The organism is Intrasporangium chromatireducens Q5-1, assembly GCF_000576575.1.
In the GTDB taxonomy this organism is placed as follows: Bacteria; Actinomycetota; Actinomycetes; order Actinomycetales; family Dermatophilaceae; genus Intrasporangium_A; species Intrasporangium_A chromatireducens.
Map to the genome: position 1 here is coordinate 1 of NZ_AWQS01000066.1, position 19,285 is coordinate 19,285.

General features: G+C 72.0%; 21 protein-coding genes. 18 read left to right on the plus strand and 3 right to left on the minus strand.

Going from position 1 to position 19,285, the window contains the following annotated elements; translation table 11 throughout:
• Positions 1-60 precede the first annotated feature (60 nt).
• Positions 61-1,191: a tRNA (guanosine(37)-N1)-methyltransferase TrmD gene (gene trmD, locus N864_RS09930; RefSeq protein ID WP_034716025.1), complete on the plus strand. Its 1,131-nt coding sequence runs from the start codon at positions 61-63 to the stop codon at positions 1,189-1,191.
• On the opposite strand, the gene N864_RS09935 is transcribed toward trmD, so the two are convergent.
• On the minus strand, positions 1,177-2,001 hold the full coding sequence (locus N864_RS09935) for an ABC transporter permease (protein WP_338033632.1): 825 nt from the start codon (positions 1,999-2,001) through the stop codon (positions 1,177-1,179). The two genes, trmD and N864_RS09935, sit on opposite strands and share 15 nt — an antisense overlap.
• Positions 2,002-2,166: 165 nt before the next feature.
• On the opposite strand from N864_RS09935, the gene rplS reads away from it, so the two are divergent.
• The 13 genes from rplS (at position 2,167) to N864_RS09995 (ending at position 12,819) form a co-directional block, all read left to right on the plus strand.
• Positions 2,167-2,544, plus strand: a complete 378-nt coding sequence (gene rplS / locus N864_RS09940; protein WP_034716027.1) for a 50S ribosomal protein L19 — start codon at positions 2,167-2,169, stop codon at positions 2,542-2,544.
• An 82-nt stretch (positions 2,545-2,626) separates the two neighbouring features.
• Complete coding sequence (gene lepB / locus N864_RS09945) at positions 2,627-3,355, plus strand: signal peptidase I (RefSeq protein WP_205620908.1); 729 nt, start codon at positions 2,627-2,629, stop codon at positions 3,353-3,355.
• Positions 3,355-4,251 carry a signal peptidase I gene (lepB, locus tag N864_RS09950; RefSeq protein ID WP_034716028.1) on the plus strand — a complete coding sequence of 299 codons (897 nt, stop codon included), beginning with the start codon at positions 3,355-3,357 and terminating at the stop codon, positions 4,249-4,251. Before lepB (N864_RS09945) ends, lepB (N864_RS09950) begins: the two co-directional genes overlap by 1 nt.
• A 6-nt stretch (positions 4,252-4,257) precedes the next feature.
• Positions 4,258-5,001: a ribonuclease HII gene (locus tag N864_RS09955; RefSeq protein ID WP_034716030.1), complete on the plus strand. Its 744-nt coding sequence runs from the start codon at positions 4,258-4,260 to the stop codon at positions 4,999-5,001.
• A 7-nt stretch (positions 5,002-5,008) separates the two neighbouring features.
• Positions 5,009-5,332 (plus strand): DUF2469 domain-containing protein, encoded by a 324-nt coding sequence (locus N864_RS09960; RefSeq protein ID WP_034716032.1) that lies wholly within the window; start codon positions 5,009-5,011, stop codon positions 5,330-5,332.
• A 160-nt stretch (positions 5,333-5,492) separates the two neighbouring features.
• Positions 5,493-5,888, plus strand: coding sequence for a YraN family protein (locus N864_RS09965; RefSeq protein WP_034716034.1), 396 nt, complete (start codon positions 5,493-5,495; stop codon positions 5,886-5,888).
• On the plus strand, positions 5,885-7,438 hold the full coding sequence (locus tag N864_RS09970) for a YifB family Mg chelatase-like AAA ATPase (RefSeq protein ID WP_034716036.1): 1,554 nt from the start codon (positions 5,885-5,887) through the stop codon (positions 7,436-7,438). The genes N864_RS09965 and N864_RS09970 overlap by 4 nt, the downstream gene beginning before the upstream one ends.
• Complete coding sequence (gene dprA / locus N864_RS09975) at positions 7,435-8,541, plus strand: DNA-processing protein DprA (RefSeq protein WP_034716038.1); 1,107 nt, start codon at positions 7,435-7,437, stop codon at positions 8,539-8,541. The genes N864_RS09970 and dprA overlap by 4 nt, the downstream gene beginning before the upstream one ends.
• Before the next feature lie 68 nt (positions 8,542-8,609).
• Positions 8,610-9,581 (plus strand): tyrosine recombinase XerC, encoded by a 972-nt coding sequence (locus N864_RS09980; RefSeq protein ID WP_240474282.1) that lies wholly within the window; start codon positions 8,610-8,612, stop codon positions 9,579-9,581.
• A gap of 67 nt (positions 9,582-9,648) precedes the next feature.
• Positions 9,649-9,789, plus strand: coding sequence for a hypothetical protein (locus tag N864_RS25050; RefSeq protein WP_162164522.1), 141 nt, complete (start codon positions 9,649-9,651; stop codon positions 9,787-9,789).
• Entirely contained in the window at positions 9,786-10,943 is a 1,158-nt protein-coding gene (locus tag N864_RS09985) for an HIRAN domain-containing protein (RefSeq protein ID WP_034716041.1), read from the plus strand. The genes N864_RS25050 and N864_RS09985 overlap by 4 nt, the downstream gene beginning before the upstream one ends.
• 41 nt (positions 10,944-10,984) lie before the next feature.
• On the plus strand, positions 10,985-12,148 hold the full coding sequence (locus N864_RS09990; protein WP_205620909.1) for a pyridoxal phosphate-dependent aminotransferase: 1,164 nt from the start codon (positions 10,985-10,987) through the stop codon (positions 12,146-12,148).
• Positions 12,149-12,240: 92 nt separating this feature from the next.
• Entirely contained in the window at positions 12,241-12,819 is a 579-nt protein-coding gene (locus tag N864_RS09995) for a murein hydrolase activator EnvC family protein (protein WP_034716042.1), read from the plus strand.
• Here the strand turns inward: N864_RS09995 and N864_RS10000 are convergent.
• A complete protein-coding gene (locus tag N864_RS10000) occupies positions 12,789-14,726 on the minus strand; it encodes a DUF6541 family protein (RefSeq protein ID WP_155892894.1) in 1,938 nt (645 codons plus the stop codon). The genes N864_RS09995 and N864_RS10000 overlap by 31 nt on opposite strands.
• 319 nt (positions 14,727-15,045) lie before the next feature.
• Between N864_RS10000 and rpsB the strand changes: the two genes are divergently transcribed.
• Both rpsB and tsf read left to right on the plus strand, forming a co-directional pair.
• A complete protein-coding gene (gene rpsB, locus N864_RS10005) occupies positions 15,046-15,963 on the plus strand; it encodes a 30S ribosomal protein S2 (protein ID WP_034716044.1) in 918 nt (305 codons plus the stop codon).
• Between the two features lie 35 nt (positions 15,964-15,998).
• On the plus strand, positions 15,999-16,829 hold the full coding sequence (tsf, locus tag N864_RS10010; RefSeq protein WP_034716046.1) for a translation elongation factor Ts: 831 nt from the start codon (positions 15,999-16,001) through the stop codon (positions 16,827-16,829).
• A gap of 80 nt (positions 16,830-16,909) precedes the next feature.
• On the opposite strand, the gene N864_RS10015 is transcribed toward tsf, so the two are convergent.
• The gene (locus N864_RS10015) at positions 16,910-17,425 is read right to left on the minus strand and encodes a DUF1648 domain-containing protein (protein WP_034716048.1); all 516 of its coding nucleotides are present in this window, start codon (positions 17,423-17,425) and stop codon (positions 16,910-16,912) included.
• Between the two features lie 109 nt (positions 17,426-17,534).
• On the opposite strand from N864_RS10015, the gene N864_RS10020 reads away from it, so the two are divergent.
• Complete coding sequence (locus N864_RS10020; protein ID WP_034716049.1) at positions 17,535-18,230, plus strand: response regulator transcription factor; 696 nt, start codon at positions 17,535-17,537, stop codon at positions 18,228-18,230.
• 3 nt (positions 18,231-18,233) lie between these two features.
• The coding region (locus tag N864_RS10025) for a HAMP domain-containing sensor histidine kinase (RefSeq protein ID WP_240474283.1) at positions 18,234-19,285 on the plus strand (1,052 nt) is incomplete at its 3' end.

The window sequence follows — 19,285 nt, forward strand, 5'->3', positions numbered from 1 at the left end:
AACCGGAGTTCGCGCTCACTCGACGGTGGGGCTGGGACGGCGGCTGGCACAATTCCCCCCATGCCCGCGGCCCTGCGGATCGACGTCGTGTCGATCTTTCCCGACTACCTCTCGCCCCTCGACCTCTCGCTCATCGGCAAGGCGCGGCAGGACGGGCTGCTCGACGTGCACGTCCACGACCTGCGTGACTTCACGCACGACCGGCATCGCACCGTCGACGACACGCCCTACGGGGGTGGGGCCGGCATGGTCATGAAGCCCCAGCCGTGGGCAGAGGCGCTCGAACACGTTGCCGCACAAGCCGATCCGCCGACCACGAAGCGGCCCCGACTCGTCGTGCCCGGTCCAGGCGGCGCGCCGTTCACGCAGGCGCTGGCGCGGGAGCTGGCCGCCGAGCCCTGGCTGGCCTTCGCATGTGGCCGCTACGAGGGGATCGACGAGCGCGTCTACGAGTTCGCGCGGGAGGACCTCGGCGTCGACGTCTCGGTCGTCAGCCTCGGTGACTACGTGCTCAACGGGGGAGAGGTGGCGGTCCTGGCGATCGTCGAGGCCGTCGCCCGCCTCGTGCCGGGCGTCATCGGCAACGCCGAGTCCCTCGTCGAGGAGTCCCACGAGGACGGCCTGCTCGAGTACCCGATCTACACGAAGCCCCGGGAGTGGCGGGGCCGGTCCGTGCCCGAGGTCCTCCTGTCGGGCAACCACGCTGCGATCGCCCAGTGGCGGCACGAGCAACGGCTCGCTCGCACAGCCGCCCGCCGTCCGGACCTGCTCCACCCGTCCTCCGTCGGCCAGGACGTCGACGTGGCCACGGCCGTGTCCGGTGACCTGCCGGAGCTGCTCACCGTCCTGCACGCTGCCGGGCGCGGGCCGACCCTGGAGTCGCTCCGTGCCGAGCTGGACACCGGGACGACGTGGCTCGCCCGGCGGGGCGGCCGGCTCCTCGGTGCCGTCCGCGTCGAGGCGGACGGCGAGACGTTGCACGTCACGGCACCGGCCCTCGTCCCCGACCTCGCGGGGGACGAGCTCGCCCGGCACCTGCTCGACGTCGCGGCGCAGAGCGCGGTGAGCGGCATACGGCAGCTGGTGCTGGACGACCCGCGCCCGACGGACGCGCGGACGCGGACCTACCGGCGGGCGGGCTACCGCCCGACCAGCGGGTACTGGGTCAAGCGGCTGTCACGATACGAGTGAGCCGGCGAGGTCCGTCGGCAGGAGCCGGCGTGCACGGATCAGGCGCGCCTCGACCCCGGCCGTGATGCTCTGCGTCGCCATGATCGCGAACAGGACGAGCACCTGGGCGGTCGCGGCCTGGACCGCACTGCCGCCGCCGAGCATGACGCCGATGAACGCGCCGGGGAGCGTGACCACCCCCGAGGTCCGCACCTGGTCGAGGCTCGGCATGAGGCCCTCCGGCACCCGTCGGCCGATGATCTCGTCGATCGCCTGGTGCGGCAGCAGGCCGAGCGACAGACCCGCCTCGTACTGCCCCATCTCCTCCCGCAGTGCTGCGAAGGAGCGCCTCCCGACCAGGGTGTGCACCGTCATCGTGTTGCCGAGCACAATCCCCACCACGGGGATCAGGGCGATCCCCTCGATCGGGATCGTCCGCGTCGCGAGCAGGATCGCCAGCACGGGCACGATGCCGCACGCCATGGCCGCGGCGGCCCACGGCCAGGCGCCTGGCGCCTCCACCCGCCGGCACGTGGTGAGCACCGCCATGACGAACATGCCGAGGAGCGCGACGACCGACCACCAGATCGAGCGGACGACGAACGTGATGATCCCGGCGGCCAGGGTGAGCTGGACGACGGCACGGACCCCCGCGACGACGGCGTCGCGGCCCAGGCCCAGTCGGGCGGCCTGATTGGCTCCCACGGTCACCGCAAGGAGCACGGCCAGGGCGACGTAGACCGACCAGCCCGGGTTGATCGTCACGACGACACGGTATGCCGCTGGGCGGGTCGCGCACGCCAGCCGGGCCGGGCCGCCGGGCAATTTCACCGACGGCACCGTCTCTGGCAGAATTGCTCCTTGCGTCCGGACTCGACGGCCCCTGCCACAGGGGGAGTGCGGCTCGGTCTCCGACCGGGTCGACGTGGCCCGACGGACGTCTCGAGGCAGATGACACCCCGGTGACCTGTGGCACCGTGAGAAAGCGAAGCAGCCATGCACAAGTTCGACGAGCTCAACGCCGCGTCGATGCGTGACGACGTGCCGGAGTTCCGGGCCGGCGACACCGTCAAGGTTCACGTCAAGGTCATCGAGGGCACGCGCTCCCGGGTCCAGGTCTTCCAGGGCATCGTGATCCGTCGCCACGGCGGTGGTGTCGGCGAGACCTTCACCGTCCGAAAGGTCTCCTTCGGTGTCGGCGTCGAGCGGACCTTCCCGCTCCACACCCCGATCATCGACAGGATCGAGGTCGTCACCCGTGGTGACGTCCGTCGGGCGAAGCTGTACTACCTGCGTGGCCTGCGTGGCAAGGCCGCCAAGATCAAGGAGAAGCGCGACACCGTGCCGGCCAAGGCGGCCAGCAAGTCCCAGTGACATCGGCGCGTTGATCTTCGGACGGCGCGGTGGGGCGCAGCCGGCCCCTGGCTCCTCGACGAGCGAGCGGCAGGACCGGCAGGTGAGTCCCACCGCGCCGTTGCCGTCCCCCCAGGCGGACCGCGCGGAGGTCACCGACGTGCCCCGCCACGAGCGGCGCCGGAGCGGCCGGGACCGCCGGCTGCGCTGGCTCGTCCCGGTGGTCGGGTTCGTCGTCACAGTCCTCCTCGTGCGCGCGTTCGTCGCGGCGCCCTTCTCGATCCCGAGCGGGTCGATGGAGCCCACCCTCCAGATCGGCGACCGCATCCTCGTCAGCCGCCTCGGCTCGTCTCAGGACCTGCGCCGGGGGGACGTGATCGTCTTCGACGCCTCGAAGGCGTTCAACCTCGACGAGGGCACGCCGAGCCTGCTGCAGCGGGTGTCCGACGCCGTCGCGAGCCTCGTCGGCCAGGGCTCCGACACCGACTACGTCAAACGGGTCGTCGGCCTGCCCGGCGACCACGTGCGCTGCTGTGCCGAGGACGGGCGCCTCGTCGTCAACGGTGTCCCGGTGGACGAGCCCTATCTCTACCCGGGAGACAAGCCGAGCGCGACGACGTTCGACGTGACCCTGCCGCCCGGGCGGGTCTGGGTGATGGGGGACCACAGGTCCGAGTCGGCGGACTCCCGTTCCCAGCTGGGTGCGCCCGGTGGCGGCATGGTCCCGGAAGAGGACATCATCGGTCAGGTTTGGGTGCGATACTGGCCGCCCGGTCGGATCGGTACCCTCTCGCAAGTCCCCTTGTCCGCGATTCCACGAAACGGTCAGTGATGTCGACGCAGCAACCCGAGCGCCCCCAGGATGCAACTCCGTCCGGGTCGGCCGTCGACGCTGAGGAGCCGATCGAGGGGGAGTACGTCGACGAGGCGCCCCGCAGCTTCGGCGCCTCGATTCTCGCCGGACTGCGCGAGATCGTCATCGTGGTCGTCCTCGCGATGGTGCTCTCGTTCGTCGTCAAGACGTGGCTCTTCCAGGCCTTCTACATCCCGTCCGGGTCGATGGAGGACACCCTCGTCCCCGACGACCGGGTCATCGTCAGCAAGCTGACCCCCGGGCCGTTCGAGCTGCGCCGGGGCGACGTCGTCGTCTTCGAGGACCCCGGCACCCCCCGCCCCTGGCTGCAGGGAGCGCAGTACAACCAGCACTCGACGTTCGGCGGGCCCTTCCACGACGTGCTCGTCTTCGTCGGGCTGCTCCCCGAGGACTCCGAGAACCACCTCATCAAGCGGGTCATCGGGCTCCCGGGCGACCACGTGCAGGCCGACGGCAAGGGCAAGATCAAGGTCAACGGGGTGGAGGTCACCGAGCCGTACATCAAGCCCGGCGACCACCCCAGCGACGAGCCCTTCGACATCATCGTCCCGGCCGACTCGGTGTGGGTCATGGGCGACCACCGTTCCGACTCGTCCGACTCGCGGTTCCACGACGACGGCACGGGCGGCAAGGACGGCTCGGTGCCGATGTCCAAGATCGTCGGGCGCGCCCTGTTCATCGTCTGGCCGATCGACCACGTGACATGGCTCGGGGTGCCGGCCCGGACGTTCGACAAGGTCCCGGCGCCCTCCTCCGTCTCACCGACCCAGCTGCCCACGGCGCCGGCCACGGGCAAGGCGACCGGCCCCACGACGCGACCCGCGCCCGCGAAGACGACGGCAAAGGCGTCCTGAGGCGTCATGACGCCGGCCCGAGCCGTTCCCTCCAAGAAGCCGTCCCTGCGGGTCGAGCGACAGCTGCAGCGCCAGGGACACCGCCTGCTCGCCGGGATGGACGAGGTAGGCCGCGGCGCCCTCGCCGGACCGGTCAGCGTCGGGGTCGTCGTCATCGACGAGACCGTGCGCAGTGCCCCGACCGGGGTGCGCGACTCCAAGCTGCTGACCGAGCGGGCCCGCCGCGGCCTCGTCCCGCGGATCCACCGGTGGGCCGTGGCCCATGGCGTCGGTCACTCGAGCCCCGAGGAGATCGACGAGATCGGGATCATGGCGGCCCTGCGCCTCGCCGGCCTGCGCGCCCTCGCCGCCATCGAGCTGACCCCCGACCTCGTCATCCTCGACGGCAACCACGACTGGCTCACCGCTCCGACTGACGTGGGGCTGCTCGCGTTCACCGAGCCCGCGGGACCGGCGACCCCGCCGGTCTCGACGATGATCAAGGCCGACATGAAGTGCTCTTCGGTCGCCGCGGCCAGCGTGCTGGCAAAGGTGGAGCGGGACACGATCATGGTCGAGCTGGGAGCCGAGCACCCCTCATACGGCTGGCACCTCAACAAGGGGTACGCGGCGCCCGAGCACATGGACGCGCTCGCTCGGCTCGGGCCCTGCGAGCTGCACCGCCGGTCGTGGCGGCTGCCCGGTGTCGGGCATGATGGGCAGGTGGCGGCGCCCATCCCGGGTGGCCCAACGGGAACGACGGTCGGGTGAGTGGTCGGTGAGTTCGGAAGATCTCGAGAAGTACGAGACCGAGATGGAGCTGCAGCTCTACAAGGAGTACCGCGACGTCGTGGGCCTGTTCACCCACGTCGTCGAGACCGAGCGCCGCTTCTACCTCGCCAACTCCGTCGACATGAAGGTCCGCACCGACGGTGGTGAGGTGTTCTTCGACGTCACGATGAGCGACGCATGGGTGTGGGACATCTACCGTCCCGCGCGGTTCGTCAAGAACGTGCGCGTGGTGACGTTCAAGGATGTCAACATCGAGGAGCTGCCGAAGCCCGACATCAAGCTCCCGGAGTCAGGCGACTTCGGCGGTTGAGCCGTATGCCGCTCCGCTGGCTCAGGCCGGGTGGTGCAGTGGGGTGACGGCGGGCTGAGGTCCCTCGTCCTGTCCACACCCCTACGTCGCCGCGCGGGCCGTCCACAGGCGCCAAGGACCCGCTTTCGCGGCGGCGACCTCGGGCCGCAGGCTGGGGCCCATGAACCTCCCAGCCACAGCTCATCGCAGCCCGGCACGAGCGACCCGAGCGCTCGGACAGTACGGCGAGCGCCTCGCGGAGCGCTACCTGCGTGACCGCGGCCTGATGATCCTCGACCGCAACTGGCGGTGCGTTCGGGGCGAGATCGACATCGTCGCGCTCGACGAGGAGTGCCTGGTGTTCGTCGAGGTCAAGACGCGCACGACCCAGGCGTTCGGGGCGCCGTTCGAGGCCGTCACCCGCCTCAAGCTCGCCCGGCTCCGCCTGCTCAGCGGCCTCTGGCGCGAGGCCGCCGACGTCCAGTGGCGGGGCCGCCCATCGCGGATCGACGTCGTGTCGATCCTGCGGCCGCGCAGCGGCCCGGCGCGGATCGAGCACCTGAGGGCGGTCCAGTGAGCGGCCTGGGGCGGACCCGGTCCGTCGGGCTTCGCGGCGTCACCGGCTTCCTCGTCGACGTCGAGGCCCACGTGGCAGCCGGGCTGCCGGCCTTCGTCATCAGCGGGCTCGGTGACTCCGCCGTCGCCCAGTCACCCGACCGGATCAAGGCAGCAGCGTCGGCCGTGGGCATCCACGTCGCCCAGCGGCGGGTCACCGTCAACCTGTCTCCTGCCGGTCTGCGCAAGATCGGCACCGGCTTCGACCTGGCCACGTTCGTGGCCGTCGGCGCGGCCCTGGGTGTGATCCCCGGGCGTGTCGTCGAGGAGGTGCTGCACCTCGGCGAGCTGGGGCTCGACGGGTCGGTCCGGTCCGTGCCGGGGGTGCTCCCGGCGGTCCACGCGGCGGCCCTGGCCGGGGTGCGCCACGTCGTCGTGCCGGTCGACAACGCCGCGGAGGCGCGACTCGTCTCGGGGGTCAAGGTGCACCCTGTCGCACGGGTGGCGGAGCTGGTGGCCCGCTACCAGGCGCTCGACCGGGGCAGGCCCGTGCGGGAGGTGGCCGTGCCGGCCGTGGAACCGGCCTGTTCTGACGGCGCAGTCCTCGACCTGCGGGACGTCCTCGGGCAGACGGAGGCGAAGCTCGCCCTCGAGATCGCTGCGGCCGGCGGCCACCATCTGCTGCTGGCCGGCCCGCCCGGCGCCGGCAAGACGATGCTGGCCGAGCGTCTTCCCGGGCTGCTGCCCGGGCTCGACGACGCCGAGGCGATGGAGGTCACGGCGATCCACTCAGTCCTCGGTGCCCTCGGCAGCGACGCCCGACTGATCCGCCGGCCGCCGTTCGTCGCGCCGCACCACGGAGCGTCGATGGCGGCCGTCATCGGCGGCGGCAGCGGGCACGTCCGACCGGGTGCGATCACGCAGGCGCATCGCGGCGTGCTGTTCCTCGACGAGACACCGGAGTTCTCCAAGTCGGTCCTGCAGGCACTGCGCACCCCGATCGAGCGAGGGGTCGTGACGATCGCGCGCGCTCGGGAGTCCGTCACGTTCCCCTCCCGCTTCCAGCTCGTCCTCGCCGCGAACCCGTGCCCGTGCGGCAACGGGTGGGGCAAGGGACTCGACTGCACGTGCACACCCCTCGCGCGACGCAACTACTTCGCCAAGATCTCCGGACCGCTGCTCGACCGCGTCGACCTGCAGGTGCACGTGCAGGCGCCGGGGCTCGCGCTCGCGGCCCAGCCGGTCGGCGAGCCGAGCGAGGTGGTGGCCGCCCGCGTCCGTCAGGCCCGCGCGGTCCAGCACGAGCGTTGGGCCGCGGTGCTCGAGGCGGAGCCCGCCGTGAACTCCGCCGTGCCGGGGTCGGTGCTGCGGCGCCCGCCGTGGCGCCTGCCCGCGTCCGACGCGCGGAGCCTCGACCGCGGCCTCGAGCACGGGACGATCAGTCTGCGGGGCTACGACCGCACCCTGCGGACGGCGTGGACGATCGCCGACCTCACGGGGCTCCAGCGCCCCGGGCGGGACGCCGTCGACATGGCCCTGTCGCTCCGGACCCAGATGGCGGTGGCCGCGTGACCGCGGGAGAGGGGGCCGACGACCGGTGGGCGCGGGCGGCCCTGTCCCGCCTCGCGGAGCCCACCGACAGGGCCGTGCACGCCGTGATCGCGGACCACGGCCCGGTCGAGGCGCTCCGGCGGATCAGCTCGGGGGAGGGGCGATGGGAGCGCTTCGCCGAGCGGGTCCGGCGACTCGATGTCCGGCGCGACGCGCAGATCGCGGCCACGGTGGGCGCCCGACTCGTCATCCCCGGAGACGACGAGTGGCCCAACCGGCTCGAGGACCTGCCCATCCCGCCCTGGTGCCTCTGGGTCCGCGGTCCGTTGCGCCTCGACGAAGCAACTGCACGCTCGGTCGCCATCGTCGGTGCACGGTCCGCCACGTCCTATGGCGAGAGCCAGTCCTCCGAGCTCGCCGCGGGCCTCGTCATGGCGGGCTGGGCCATCGTGTCCGGCGCTGCCTACGGCATCGACGGCGCGGCTCACCGGGGGGCACTCGCCGTGGACGGTGCCACCGTCGCAGTCCTCGCGAACGGCGTCGACCGCGTCTACCCGGCTGCTCACGCCATGCTCCTGCGCCGGATCGCGCAGACCGGTTGCATCGTGTCGGAGGTCGCGCCCGGCAGCGCCCCCATGGGCTCGCGGTTCCTCGCGCGCAACCGGCTGATCGCCGCCATGACGACCGGAACGGTCGTGGTCGAGGCCGGCCTCCGGTCGGGGTCGCTCCAGACCATGAACCGGGCCGTCGAGCTCAATCGCCCGGTCGGCGCCGTGCCGGGGCCCGTCACTTCGATGATGTCGGCAGGGTGCCACAACGCGATCAGGAAGGGGGAGGCCACCCTGGTGACCAGCGCCGCAGAGGTGGTTGAGCTGGTCAGCCCGATCGGGCAGGGCGTGCTCGCCGAGCCGCGCGAGCAGCCGCTGCCGGAGGACGACCTCGACCCCGACACAGCCAGGGTGCACGAGTCGCTGCCCCGCAGTGGTGGCATCGACCTCGACGCGCTGCTGAGCGCCACCGCCCTGGCACCGATGGTGGTGCTCGCCGCTCTGGGGCGTCTCGAGGACGGTGGCTTCGCAGTCAAGAAGGACGGGCGCTGGCGCAAGCTGCGTCGCGGCACCTGACGCGCCGCGACGGCCGCCACGCGAGGCCGGTGCTTGTGGTCCACTCGGCGGTTTGCGATGGTGCCACGGTGAGCGACCGGATGGAAGGCGACCGGACCGGCGGGGCCCGGGCGGGGGGCGAGGGGTCGGCCCTCCCCGGCCGATGCGCCGAGGTGGTCGACGCCTTCGCTCGGCACCTCCGGTCCGAACGCGGCCGGTCGGCCCACACCGTCCGCGCCTACCTCGGTGACATCCGCCACCTGCTGGCCCACCTCGGCGAGCAGGGGATCGAAGAGCTTCCGGAGACCCGCCTCGCCGACCTGCGGTCCTGGCTCGGCGCACAGGCCGATGCCGGTGCCGCTCGTTCGACGCTGGCGCGCCGAGCCGCCGCCGCACGGACCTTCTTCACATGGGCCGAGCACACCGGACGCATGCCGGCCGATCCGTCGCTGCGGCTCGTGGCCCCGAAGCGCACCCGCACCCTGCCCGGCGTCCTCAAACAGGCTGAAGCCGATGAGCTCCTCGACCTCGCAGCCGTCCGGGCCGACGACCAGGACCCGGTCCACCACCGGGACCGGGCGATCCTCGAGCTCCTCTACGCGAGCGGCATTCGCGTCGGTGAGCTGGCTGCCCTCGACGTGGACGACATCGATATGGGGCAGCGCACCGTTCGGGTGATGGGCAAGGGCGGCAAGGAGCGGGTGGTCCCGTTCGGCCTCCCCGCCGGCCGTGCGCTCGAGCAATGGCTGACGGTCCGTGGTCGGCTGGTCCGACCGGGTTCCGGCCCGGCCCTCTTCCTGGGCCGACGGGGCCATCGCGTCGACCCGAGGCAGGTCCGCGCGGTCGTGCACGAGCTCCTCTCGCACCTGCCTGACGCCCCCGACCTCGGTCCGCACGGCCTGCGGCACAGCGCGGCCACCCACCTGCTGGAGGGCGGCGCCGACCTGCGGATGGTCCAGGAGCTGCTCGGCCATGCGAGCCTCGCCACGACGCAGATCTACACCCATGTGTCGGTCGACCGCCTCCGACAGAGCTACCAGCAGGCGCACCCACGGGCGTGAGCACGGGATGGGCCCGTTATGCCCGTTTCGCTGACGTCGCGCCCGACGCGTCCTAGGCTCTGGCGCCATGCGACTCAGGGGGACTCCACCGACCGGGATGGGCTCTGCAGGAGGCGCGCTCGACAGTGGCGGGCATCAGGTCGGGCGCACGGGCGCCCTCGTCCTGCGCCGGTCCCGGCTGCGCGGCGCCATGGCGGGGCAGCGATGAGCGCGCCCCCCAGCCGGCGTACCTGGGCGATCGTCGTTGCGGGCTTCTTCCTCGTGGGTGCCCTGGGCTCCCTGAGCGGCGGGAACGTCGGCGGGGCCCTGGCAGGGTTCGTCGTCGCCGGGGCGTGCGGCCTCGTGTACACACGCGCCGGGGCGGGCACCGACCGGCGCCGCAGTGCCCTGAAGGACTTCACGATCGTCGTCATGCCGTCGACGGGTGCGACGTCCTTCACGACCCACACCGACAGGGCAGTCGTCGGCGAGGAGGACGCAGCGGCGACGCCGCTGCTGGCCGAGCCGGGTCCCGCGCATCTGCCCGCCCGCCCCCGCGGCGCCGCAACCAGCCCATGGGCAGCAGAACGGCTCCGGACGGAAGTCGTCGGCGAGACCTACCGCGAGGACGCGATCCGCACGCTCTACGGTGCGCACGAACGACGCCTCACGGCGGAGGGTGAGGAGCTGACCGATGTCACGGCGCAGCTCGCTCCGGACCCAGAGAACCCCTTCGACCCGAACGCGGTGGCGGTCTGGGCCGAGGGGCAGCACGTCGGATATCTCAGCCGGGAGGACGCGGCGCACTACGCGGGCCCGCTGGGGGAGCTTGCCGATGACGGGGCGCACCTGGAGGTGCCGGCGCGGGTGTGGGCGCGGCTGCCGGGCGCCTCGGTCCCTACCGTCGGACAGGGAGAGCGGGTCGGGCGGATCTCGATCCGCGTCACCGTGCTCCTGCCGCCCCCGACGGGCGTGCGCCCCGTCAACCCGCTGCCCGACGAGCCCCACACCGTGATCCCGGCCGGCGGCAGCATTCAGGTGACCGGGGAGGAGAACCAGATGGAGACGTTGACCCGCTACGTCGGTGACGCGCCTCGTCACCTGGCGGTGACGCTGCACCTGGTGCAGGAGGCCAGGACGCCGCGTGCGACGCCCCACGAGGCGGTCGAGGTGCGCCTCGACGGCCGCCGCATCGGGGTCCTCACGAAGCACATGTCCGAGCAGGTACGCGACCTGGTGGCTCACATCGAGAGCCGCGGCCGGGTCGCGGTGTGCCGGGCCGTTCTGGTCGGGTCGCCGCTGCGGGCCGAGGTCACGCTGAAGGTCTGCAGGTCGACCGAGGTGACCAGCGCGTGGCTGGAGTCCGTGCCGCTCGCTGGCTGACCGGCCGCTCCGGAGGCTGCCCGCTGAGTATGGTCGACGGCATGGATCTGCCACTGGTCTCCCGCATGCACCCCTACGGCGAGACGATCTTTGCCGAGATGTCGGCGCTGGCCATCGAGACGGACAGCATCAACCTCGGCCAGGGCTTCCCCGACACCGACGGGCCCGTCGAGATGCTCGCAGCGGCCAAGGCAGCCATCGAGAACGGCCGCAACCAGTACCCGCCCGCGTCGGGCGTGCCGGAGCTGCTCGCCTCGATCTCCGCCCACCAGGAGCGCTTCTACGGCCTGCGAGTCGACCCCCGGACACAGATCCTCGTCACCGTCGGGGCCACCGAGGCGATCGCCTCGGTCATCCTCGCCATGTGCGAGCCGGGCGACGAGGTCGTCACCTTCGAGCCCTACTACGACTCGTACGCGGCCTGCATCGCGCTCGCCGGGGCGACCCGTCGCACCTCCGTCCTGCGCTTCCCCGACTTCGCGGTGGACGAGGCCTCGCTGCGGGCCGCGTTCTCCTCGCGGACGAAGCTGGTCCTGCTGAACACGCCGCACAACCCGACGGGCAAGGTGTTCACGCGGGCCGAGCTGGAGCTGATCGCTGGCCTGGCCAAGGAGCACGACGCCTGGGTCGTCACGGACGAGGTCTACGAGCACCTCGTCTTCGACGGCCTCGAGCACGTCCCCATGGCGACCCTGCCCGGGATGTTCGACCGAACCATCACCATCTCGTCGGCGGGCAAGACCTTCTCGGCAACGGGGTGGAAGGTCGGTTGGCTCTCCGGGCCGGCGGAGGCCGTCACCGCGGCGCGCACCGTCAAGCAGTTCCTCACCTTCGTCGGGTCGGGGCCGTTCCAGCCGGCCGTGGCGCTGGCCCTGGGTCTCGGCGACGACACCTACGTGCGGCTGCGTGACTCGCTGCAGGCGAAGCGGGACCTGCTCTGCATGGCCCTCGCGGACGCCGGACTGGCGATCAGCCGCCCGTCCGGCACCTACTTCGTCATCGCCGACGTGAGCCCGCTCGGCGCCACCGACGCGGTCGCCTTCGCCCGGGACCTGCCGCAGCGGGCAGGGGTCGTCGGCATCCCGGTCAGCGTCTTCCACGACGACCAGGACGCCGCCCGGACCCTGTTGCGTTTCGCCTTCTGCAAGCGCGACGAGGTGCTGGTGGAGGCGAGCCGCCGCCTGCACTCGCTTGCGGGGCAGTAGCAGCTGTCCACAACCGGTCAGGGGCCGCGGCCTCGTCCACAGCGGCCCTCGGCCGCGGTGCGCGGGGACCACGGCACGCCTAGCGTGCCACCGTGTCCTTCGCCTCGATCACGTCCGCGGTTGTTGCGCTGGCCCTGTCGGCCGGTGCGGCAGCCATGTCGACGGACCCCACGGCACCACCCCGCCGAGCGAACGTGCCGGCGGTGGGGACATCCGGCCCGCAGCCGACCGCATGGGTGTGGCCGCTCGATCCCCAGCCGGGCGTCGTCGCGGGGTTCGACCCGCCCGACGAGAGATGGGGCCGAGGCCATCGTGGCGTCGACCTCGCTGCGTCAGTGGGCGAGCGGGTCCTGTCCCCGACCCCCGGCCGGGTCAGCTTCGCCGGCACCATCGCTGGGCGCGGCGTCGTGGTCGTCACCCACGACGGCGGCCTGCGCAGCACCTTCGAGCCGGTCCGCGACCAGGTCGAGGTGGGGACCTCCGTGCGCGGCGGGGAAGCGGTCGCCGCCGTCGACGGGACCGCGGGACACTGCCAGCCGAGCACCTGCCTGCACTGGGGGGTCCGGCGCGGCGAGACCTACCTGGACCCCCTCGCCCTGCTGACCCGACGTCCCATCGTGCTGCTGCCCCTGAGCGACGCTCAGCCGAGACCGCAGCCGGTGATGCGGTAGAGCGTGTACTGGCCGACGGTCTCGACCTTCTCGACGCCGTCGACTCGGTCGAGGTGCATGAGTCCGGACGTCAGCTCTGGCCGGTCCAGCCAGTAGGTGTGCGTCGACCCGATCGCCCACCGGACGTTGTTGCGCGCCAGGGCCGCGCAGACGTCGGGCCGCGAGGCCAGGTCCGCGAAGCCGGTCCCGATCAGATAGCCGTCGCCGAAGTTCGGGATCGGGATGGAGCGATAGAGCGTGTTGGTGCCGAACAGCGCCCACATGAGCGGCGATCCGTTCTCGGGGCGGCCGACGACGCCCTGCCCGGCCGGAATCCGCTGCGCGAGCTGCGCGAGCGAGGCCGTCTGCGCGGTGCTGAGGATCACCCGCTCCGGCTGCCGGGGCGCGAAGAAGTCGTGCAGCAGGCGGTACCGCGTCGATGCGTGCAGCGCGACGGTGAGCCCCGGCACGAGAGCGACGGCCAGGCCGGCCGCGAGCGCCGAGGCCAGCACCGGCTGCCGCCGCACCGAGCCGACCCGACGCAGCCCCCGCTGCAGCAGCAACCGGACCATGGGTGCCGAGCCCGCCACGAGCACGACACCGGGCACGGCCGCGAGGGCGGCGAGCCGGACCTTGTCGTTGTACCAGTAGCCGGTGATGAGGGAGGTCCACGAGGCGGTCGACGAGGCCGCCAGCACGTAGAGCACGACACAGGCCAGCCACATCGCGATGATCGGGATCGCCCGTCGTGCCCGCCACAGCACCCACGCCATCCCCAGCAGCAGCAACACCAGCAGTCCCCAGAGGACCGTGAACACCATGAGGCGGCCGCCCACGACCTCCACGAGGGCGGTCCAGACCGAGACCTGGCCGTTCCACGTGTAGGACTGCGTCATCGCGAGGCGGGACGACACGTAGGGAGCGACGACGATCGCGGCAGCCACCACCACCGCGACACCGGCGACGTCCCGCACGACCGTTGCCCAGCGCTGGTGGTGCAGCACGCCCGCCCTCAGGCGTGCCGCCACGAACCAGACGAGGGCGAAGACGAGCAGCGACACGACGACGTTCGGGTGGACGAGGGCCAGTCCCGGAAGCGACACCGCGAAGGTCAGTACCTTCCCGACCTGCCGCGTGCGGGCCGCCTGCAGCATGAGGGCGAGCGCGGCGGGCGTCATCGCGGTGCCCATCATGTTCGGCCACAGCACGCCCCAGCCGAGCAGGAGGGTGGGGAAGGTGAGGAAGGCAGCCGACGCGAACCCAGCGGCATACGTCACGAGCAGGGAGGTGCCCAGCGCGTGGCGCACGAGCGCGACGCATCCGACGGGCCACACGACGGCGGCCAGCACGAGGGTGGCGACGTTGGTGCCGGGCAGCACCGGGGTCCCGAGCGCCATGAGGCCCGTGCCCACCCAGGCGTGGAAGCCGTTGGGGTAGAAGGTCGGGTTCAGCAGCGAGAAGTTGTCGGACTCGAGGAAGGTGCGGATCCGGTTGAGGTGGTAGACGGCGTCGGGGGAGTCGACGAGGTTGTCGGGCCGGCCGATGGCGGGCAGCATCGTCGCGAGGGCGATGACGACGCCGATCAGGCAGGCGACGACGACGTCGGGCCGTGGCCGTCCGAGCAGCCGGCGACGTACGTTCAGCTCCGGGTCCCGTCCGCCGCGCGACCGGGCCAGCCACCCGCCGAGCAGCCACGCCGCGAGCGCGGCGACGACGACCGACCCGAGGACGACCGGCCACGTCCACCGGATCCCGAGCCGGCCGGCCACCGTGCCGAACGCGGCGAGCACGCCGGCGGTGACCGCCGGGGAGATCGCGACCGCCTCGATGCCTCGGGAGCCGAAGGCGCGCACGACGAACCAGCCGGGGACGAAGGCGAGGGCGACGAAGACGACGAAGACGGGGATCGTCTGGGTCCAGCTGGTCAACTCGTCCTCCGGAATCGGGATGGGTGGCGGCGTCCATTGTGGTCGACCCGGCTGATTTCCCGTGCGCACCCCCGGCGTCGTACGATGGGAGGCGGTCCGGTGCGCCTTCGGGTGGCCGGATCAAAATTCGCGCGTCTTCTGCCGACCGCTCCTCGGAGCGGGCGGGGCGCACCACGGCAGTCCTGGCCCTCGGCCGGGTGGGGTGCGTGCAGGCGCCAGGAGTGAGCCGTATGCCGCTGAGCCCGGCCCGCCTTGCCGGCGGGGCGCACGCGGGGTGCCTCACGGACAACTGACAACACCACCACAAGGAGAACACGGCATGGCCGTCGTCACCATGCGCCAGCTCCTCGAGAGCGGCGTCCACTTCGGGCACCAGACCCGTCGCTGGAACCCCAAGATGAAGCGCTTCATCATGACGGAGCGCAACGGCATCTACATCATCGATCTGCAGCAGTCGCTGACCTACATCAACAGCGCCTACGACTTCGTCAAGGAGACGGTCGCGCACGGCGGCACGATCCTGTTCGTCGGCACGAAGAAGCAGGCCCAGGAGCCGATCGCCGAGCAGGCGACCCGCGTCGGGATGCCCTACGTCAACCACCGCTGGCTCGGTGGCATGCTCACCAACTTCCAGACCATCTCCAAGCGCCTGTCGCGGCTCAAGGAGCTCGAGGAGATCAACTTCGACGACGTCGCGGGCTCCGGCCGCACGAAGAAGGAGCTGCTCATCCTCAAGCGCGAGAAGGACAAGCTCGAGAAGACCCTCGGCGGCATCCGCTCGATGAGCAAGGTCCCGTCGGCGGTCTGGATCGTCGACACGAAGAAGGAGCACCTCGCCGTCGACGAGGCCCGCAAGCTCGGCCTGCCGGTCATCGCCATCCTCGACACGAACTGTGACCCGGACGAGGTCGACTACAAGATCCCGGGCAACGACGACGCCATCCGCTCCGTCACCCTGCTCACCCGCGTGGTCGCCGACGCCGTCGCCGACGGCCTCGTCCAGCGCTCGTCCGGCCGCTCCGGCGCGGAGGCGACGACCGAGGAGCCCCTCGCCGAGTGGGAGCGCGAGCTCTACGCCGACGCCGCCCCCGGGCAGGCCCCGGCTGAGGCGTCCGCGACCGAGGCTCCGGCCGCTGCGCCGGCCGAGGCTCCGGCCGAGGCCCCGGCTGCAGAGGCCCCCGCTCCCCAGGCTCCGGCTGCCGAGGCGGCTCCCGAGGCCCCCGCCGAGCAGGCCTGACCCGACCGCATCCCTTCCAGGAGGAGCACCCAAACATGGCGAACTACACCGCCGCTGACATCAAGGCCCTGCGTGAGAAGACCGGCGCGGGCATGCTCGACGTCAAGAAGGCTCTCGACGAGGCCGACGGCGACCAGACCAAGGCTGCCGAGATCCTGCGGGTCAAGGGCCTCAAGGGCGTGACGAAGCGCGAGGGGCGCACGACGTCCAACGGGCTCGTGGCCGCCAACGCCGGTGACGGCGTGGGCACCCTCGTCGAGATCCTCTGCGAGACCGACTTCGTCGCCAAGGGTGAGAAGTTCATCGACCTCGCCGACCAGGTCCTCGCCCAGGCTGTCGCCAGCAAGGCGACGAACGCCGAGGACCTGCTTACGAGCACGACGCAGGACGGCAAGACCGTCCAGGACCTGCTCGACGATGCCAACGCGACGATCGGCGAGAAGATCGAGATCAAGCGCGTCGCCCGGCTCGAGGGCGAGACCGTCGCGTCCTACCTGCACAAGACCAGCCCCGACCTCCCGGCACAGATCGGTGTGCTCGTGGCGGTCGAGGGTGGCGACGAGCAGGTCGGCCGCGACATCGCCATGCACGTCGCCGCCTTCTCGCCGACCGTTCTCTCGCGAGAGGACGTGCCGGCCGAGACGGTCGAGAACGAGCGTCGGCTCGCCGAGGCGACCGCCAAGGAGGAGGGCAAGCCGGAGGCGGCCCTGCCGAAGATCGTCGAGGGCCGCGTGGGCGGCTACTTCAAGGAGAACGTCCTGCTCGAGCAGGCCTTCGCCAAGGACCCGAAGAAGACCGTGGGCAAGGTCGCCGACGAGGCCGGGGCCAAGATCACCGGGTTCGCCCGGTTCCGCGTCGGTCAGTGAGGCGCTGAGCCAACCGCAACGAAAAGGTATGCCGCTCACCCAGCCGGGTGAGCGGCATACCTTTTGTGGTTCGGCCGTCCTCAGGCGCCCGAGCCAGCCGGCGGGACGCGCCAGCGGACGGTGGACATCCAGATGCTGTAGCCGAGCGTCAGGCACACCCATGCCACGAGGACCGGGGCGGTCCAGCTCGGCAGGGCGCCTCCGGGGGTGTGGCTCGCCAGCACCACCGAGACCGGCACGGCGCAGGAGAACGCGACGGCGAGGCAGCCAAGGACGGTGACGTCGACCGCCAACCGGCGCCGCGCCGACGGGAGGTTCTCGGGTCGCTGCCAGAACTGCTTGTTCGGCAGGTTCACCCAGGTGAGCGAGGAGTTGCGGGAGACCAGGGCGAGGAGCACGGCGAAGATGCCCACCATGACGATGCCGAGCAGCGCGAACATGACGATCGTCTCGGTCCGCCCCGCCCACCGGTCAGGTGGGGCGGCGCTGCCCCAGTGCGCTGGGACGCGGTCCGGCAGGACGAGCGCGGCCCAGACGACGAGCGCCGCGTAGAGAACGCCGAGCCCCCAGAACAGCCTCGCCAGTCCGGTCCTCACGCGCCCACCCTACGGCCGGTCCGGCCCAGCGCCGCAGGGCGCGGATCTTCACACGATCTCCAGAGGTCGTGCCGCGCCCGTGCAGAGCGGCACTCCTAGGCTCGGGTTCATGGCCGAGGAACAGACCGAGGGTGGACGACTGCTGGTCGTCGAGGACGACCGGACGATTCGCGAGGCGTTGATGGAGCGCCTTGTCGCGGAAGGGTTCTCGGTGTGTTCGGCCGGCGACGGGCCGGGCGCGGTGGCGACGTTCTCCGAGTGCGCGCCAGACCTCGTGGTCCTCGACCTCATGCTCCCCGGCTTCGACGGGATCGAGGTGTGCCGACGCATCCAGGCCGAGCGCCCGGTGCCCGTCCTCATGCTGACCGCGCGGGCGGACGAGACCGACGTCCTCGTCGGTCTCGGCGTGGGGGCCGACGACTACGTCACCAAGCCGTTCTCGATGCGCGAGCTCGTGGCGCGGATCCGGGCCCTGCTGCGCCGGGTGCAGCGGGCCCGCGAGCTCGCCGCGACGCGGCAGCCGGTGCGCACCCTCGGCAGTCTGCGGATCGACGTCTCGAGCCGTCGCGTCGAGAGCGCTGGTGCGGAGGTGCACCTCACCCCCCTCGAGTTCGACCTGCTTCTCGCACTGGCGGACCGGCCCGGAGTGGTCCGCGGGCGCGACGACCTGCTGAGGGAGGTGTGGGGCTGGGCCGAGCCGGGGCGGACGCGCACCCTGGACAGCCACGTCAAGGCCCTGCGCTCGAAGATCGGCCCGGAACGGGTGCGGACGGTGCACGGCGTCGGCTACGCCCTGGAGGTCTGAGCCATGGCGGCATCCGTGTCACAGGGCACGATCGACCTGGACCGGCCCCTCGCGGGAGTCGGCTCGATCAAGGCGAAGCTCGGCCTGCTCGTCGGGGTGAGCATCGTCGTGGCAGCCGTCGTCAGCGAGGTCGGGGACCGCGCCGGTGTCCCGCCGTGGCTCACGGTGCCGGTCACCATCGTCGCTGCCCTCGGCGTCACCCAGTGGCTCGCGCGTGGCATGACGGCACCGTTGCGCGAGATGACCCGGGCCGCCGCTCGGATGGCGAGTGGGGACTACACGCAACGGGTGACGGCCGACGCGGACGACGAGGTCGGCCGGCTCGCCCGCGCGTTCAACTCCATGGCCGACGACATCGCGAGCGCCGACCGGCAGCGGCGTGAGCTGGTCGGCATGGTCTCCCACGAGCTGCGCACCCCGCTGACTGCCCAACGGGCGCTCCTCGAGAACCTGGCCGACGGCGTCGTCCGGGAGCCCGAGAGCGCGCTCCGCGCGGCGCTGACCCAGTCGGAGCGGCTCAGTGACCTCGTCGCGGACCTGCTCGACCTCAGCCGGATCGAGGGCGGCGCCGCGCCACTCGACCTGGGCGACGTAGGCCTGGCGGAGCTGCTCGAGCAGGCAGTGGGCGAGCCGTCGGCCCGGAACGAGCAGGTGCGGATCGAGACACTCGTCGAGCCGGCCGACCTGGTTGTCGTCGCGGACCGCGGCCGCCTCGTGCAGGTCGTCATGAACCTCGTCGACAACGCGGTCCGGCACAGCCCCGACGGATCAGTGGTGCGGGTGCGGGCCGGGCTGGCCCGGCCGGGACATTGGACCCTCGACGTCGTGGACGACGGTCCCGGCATCCCGCTCGAGCGCTCCTCCGACGTGTTCGCGCCGTTCGGCACGCTCGATGCCACCGGCGGCGGCACCGGGCTCGGCCTCGCCATCGCCCGCTGGATCTGCGAGCTGCACGGCGGCTCGATCGACCTGGTGCCGGTGCTCGAGGGCGCCCGTGGCACGCGGGTCCGGGCGGAGCTGCCGCTCGAACCGGCGGCGGCTCCGCTCGCACCCGG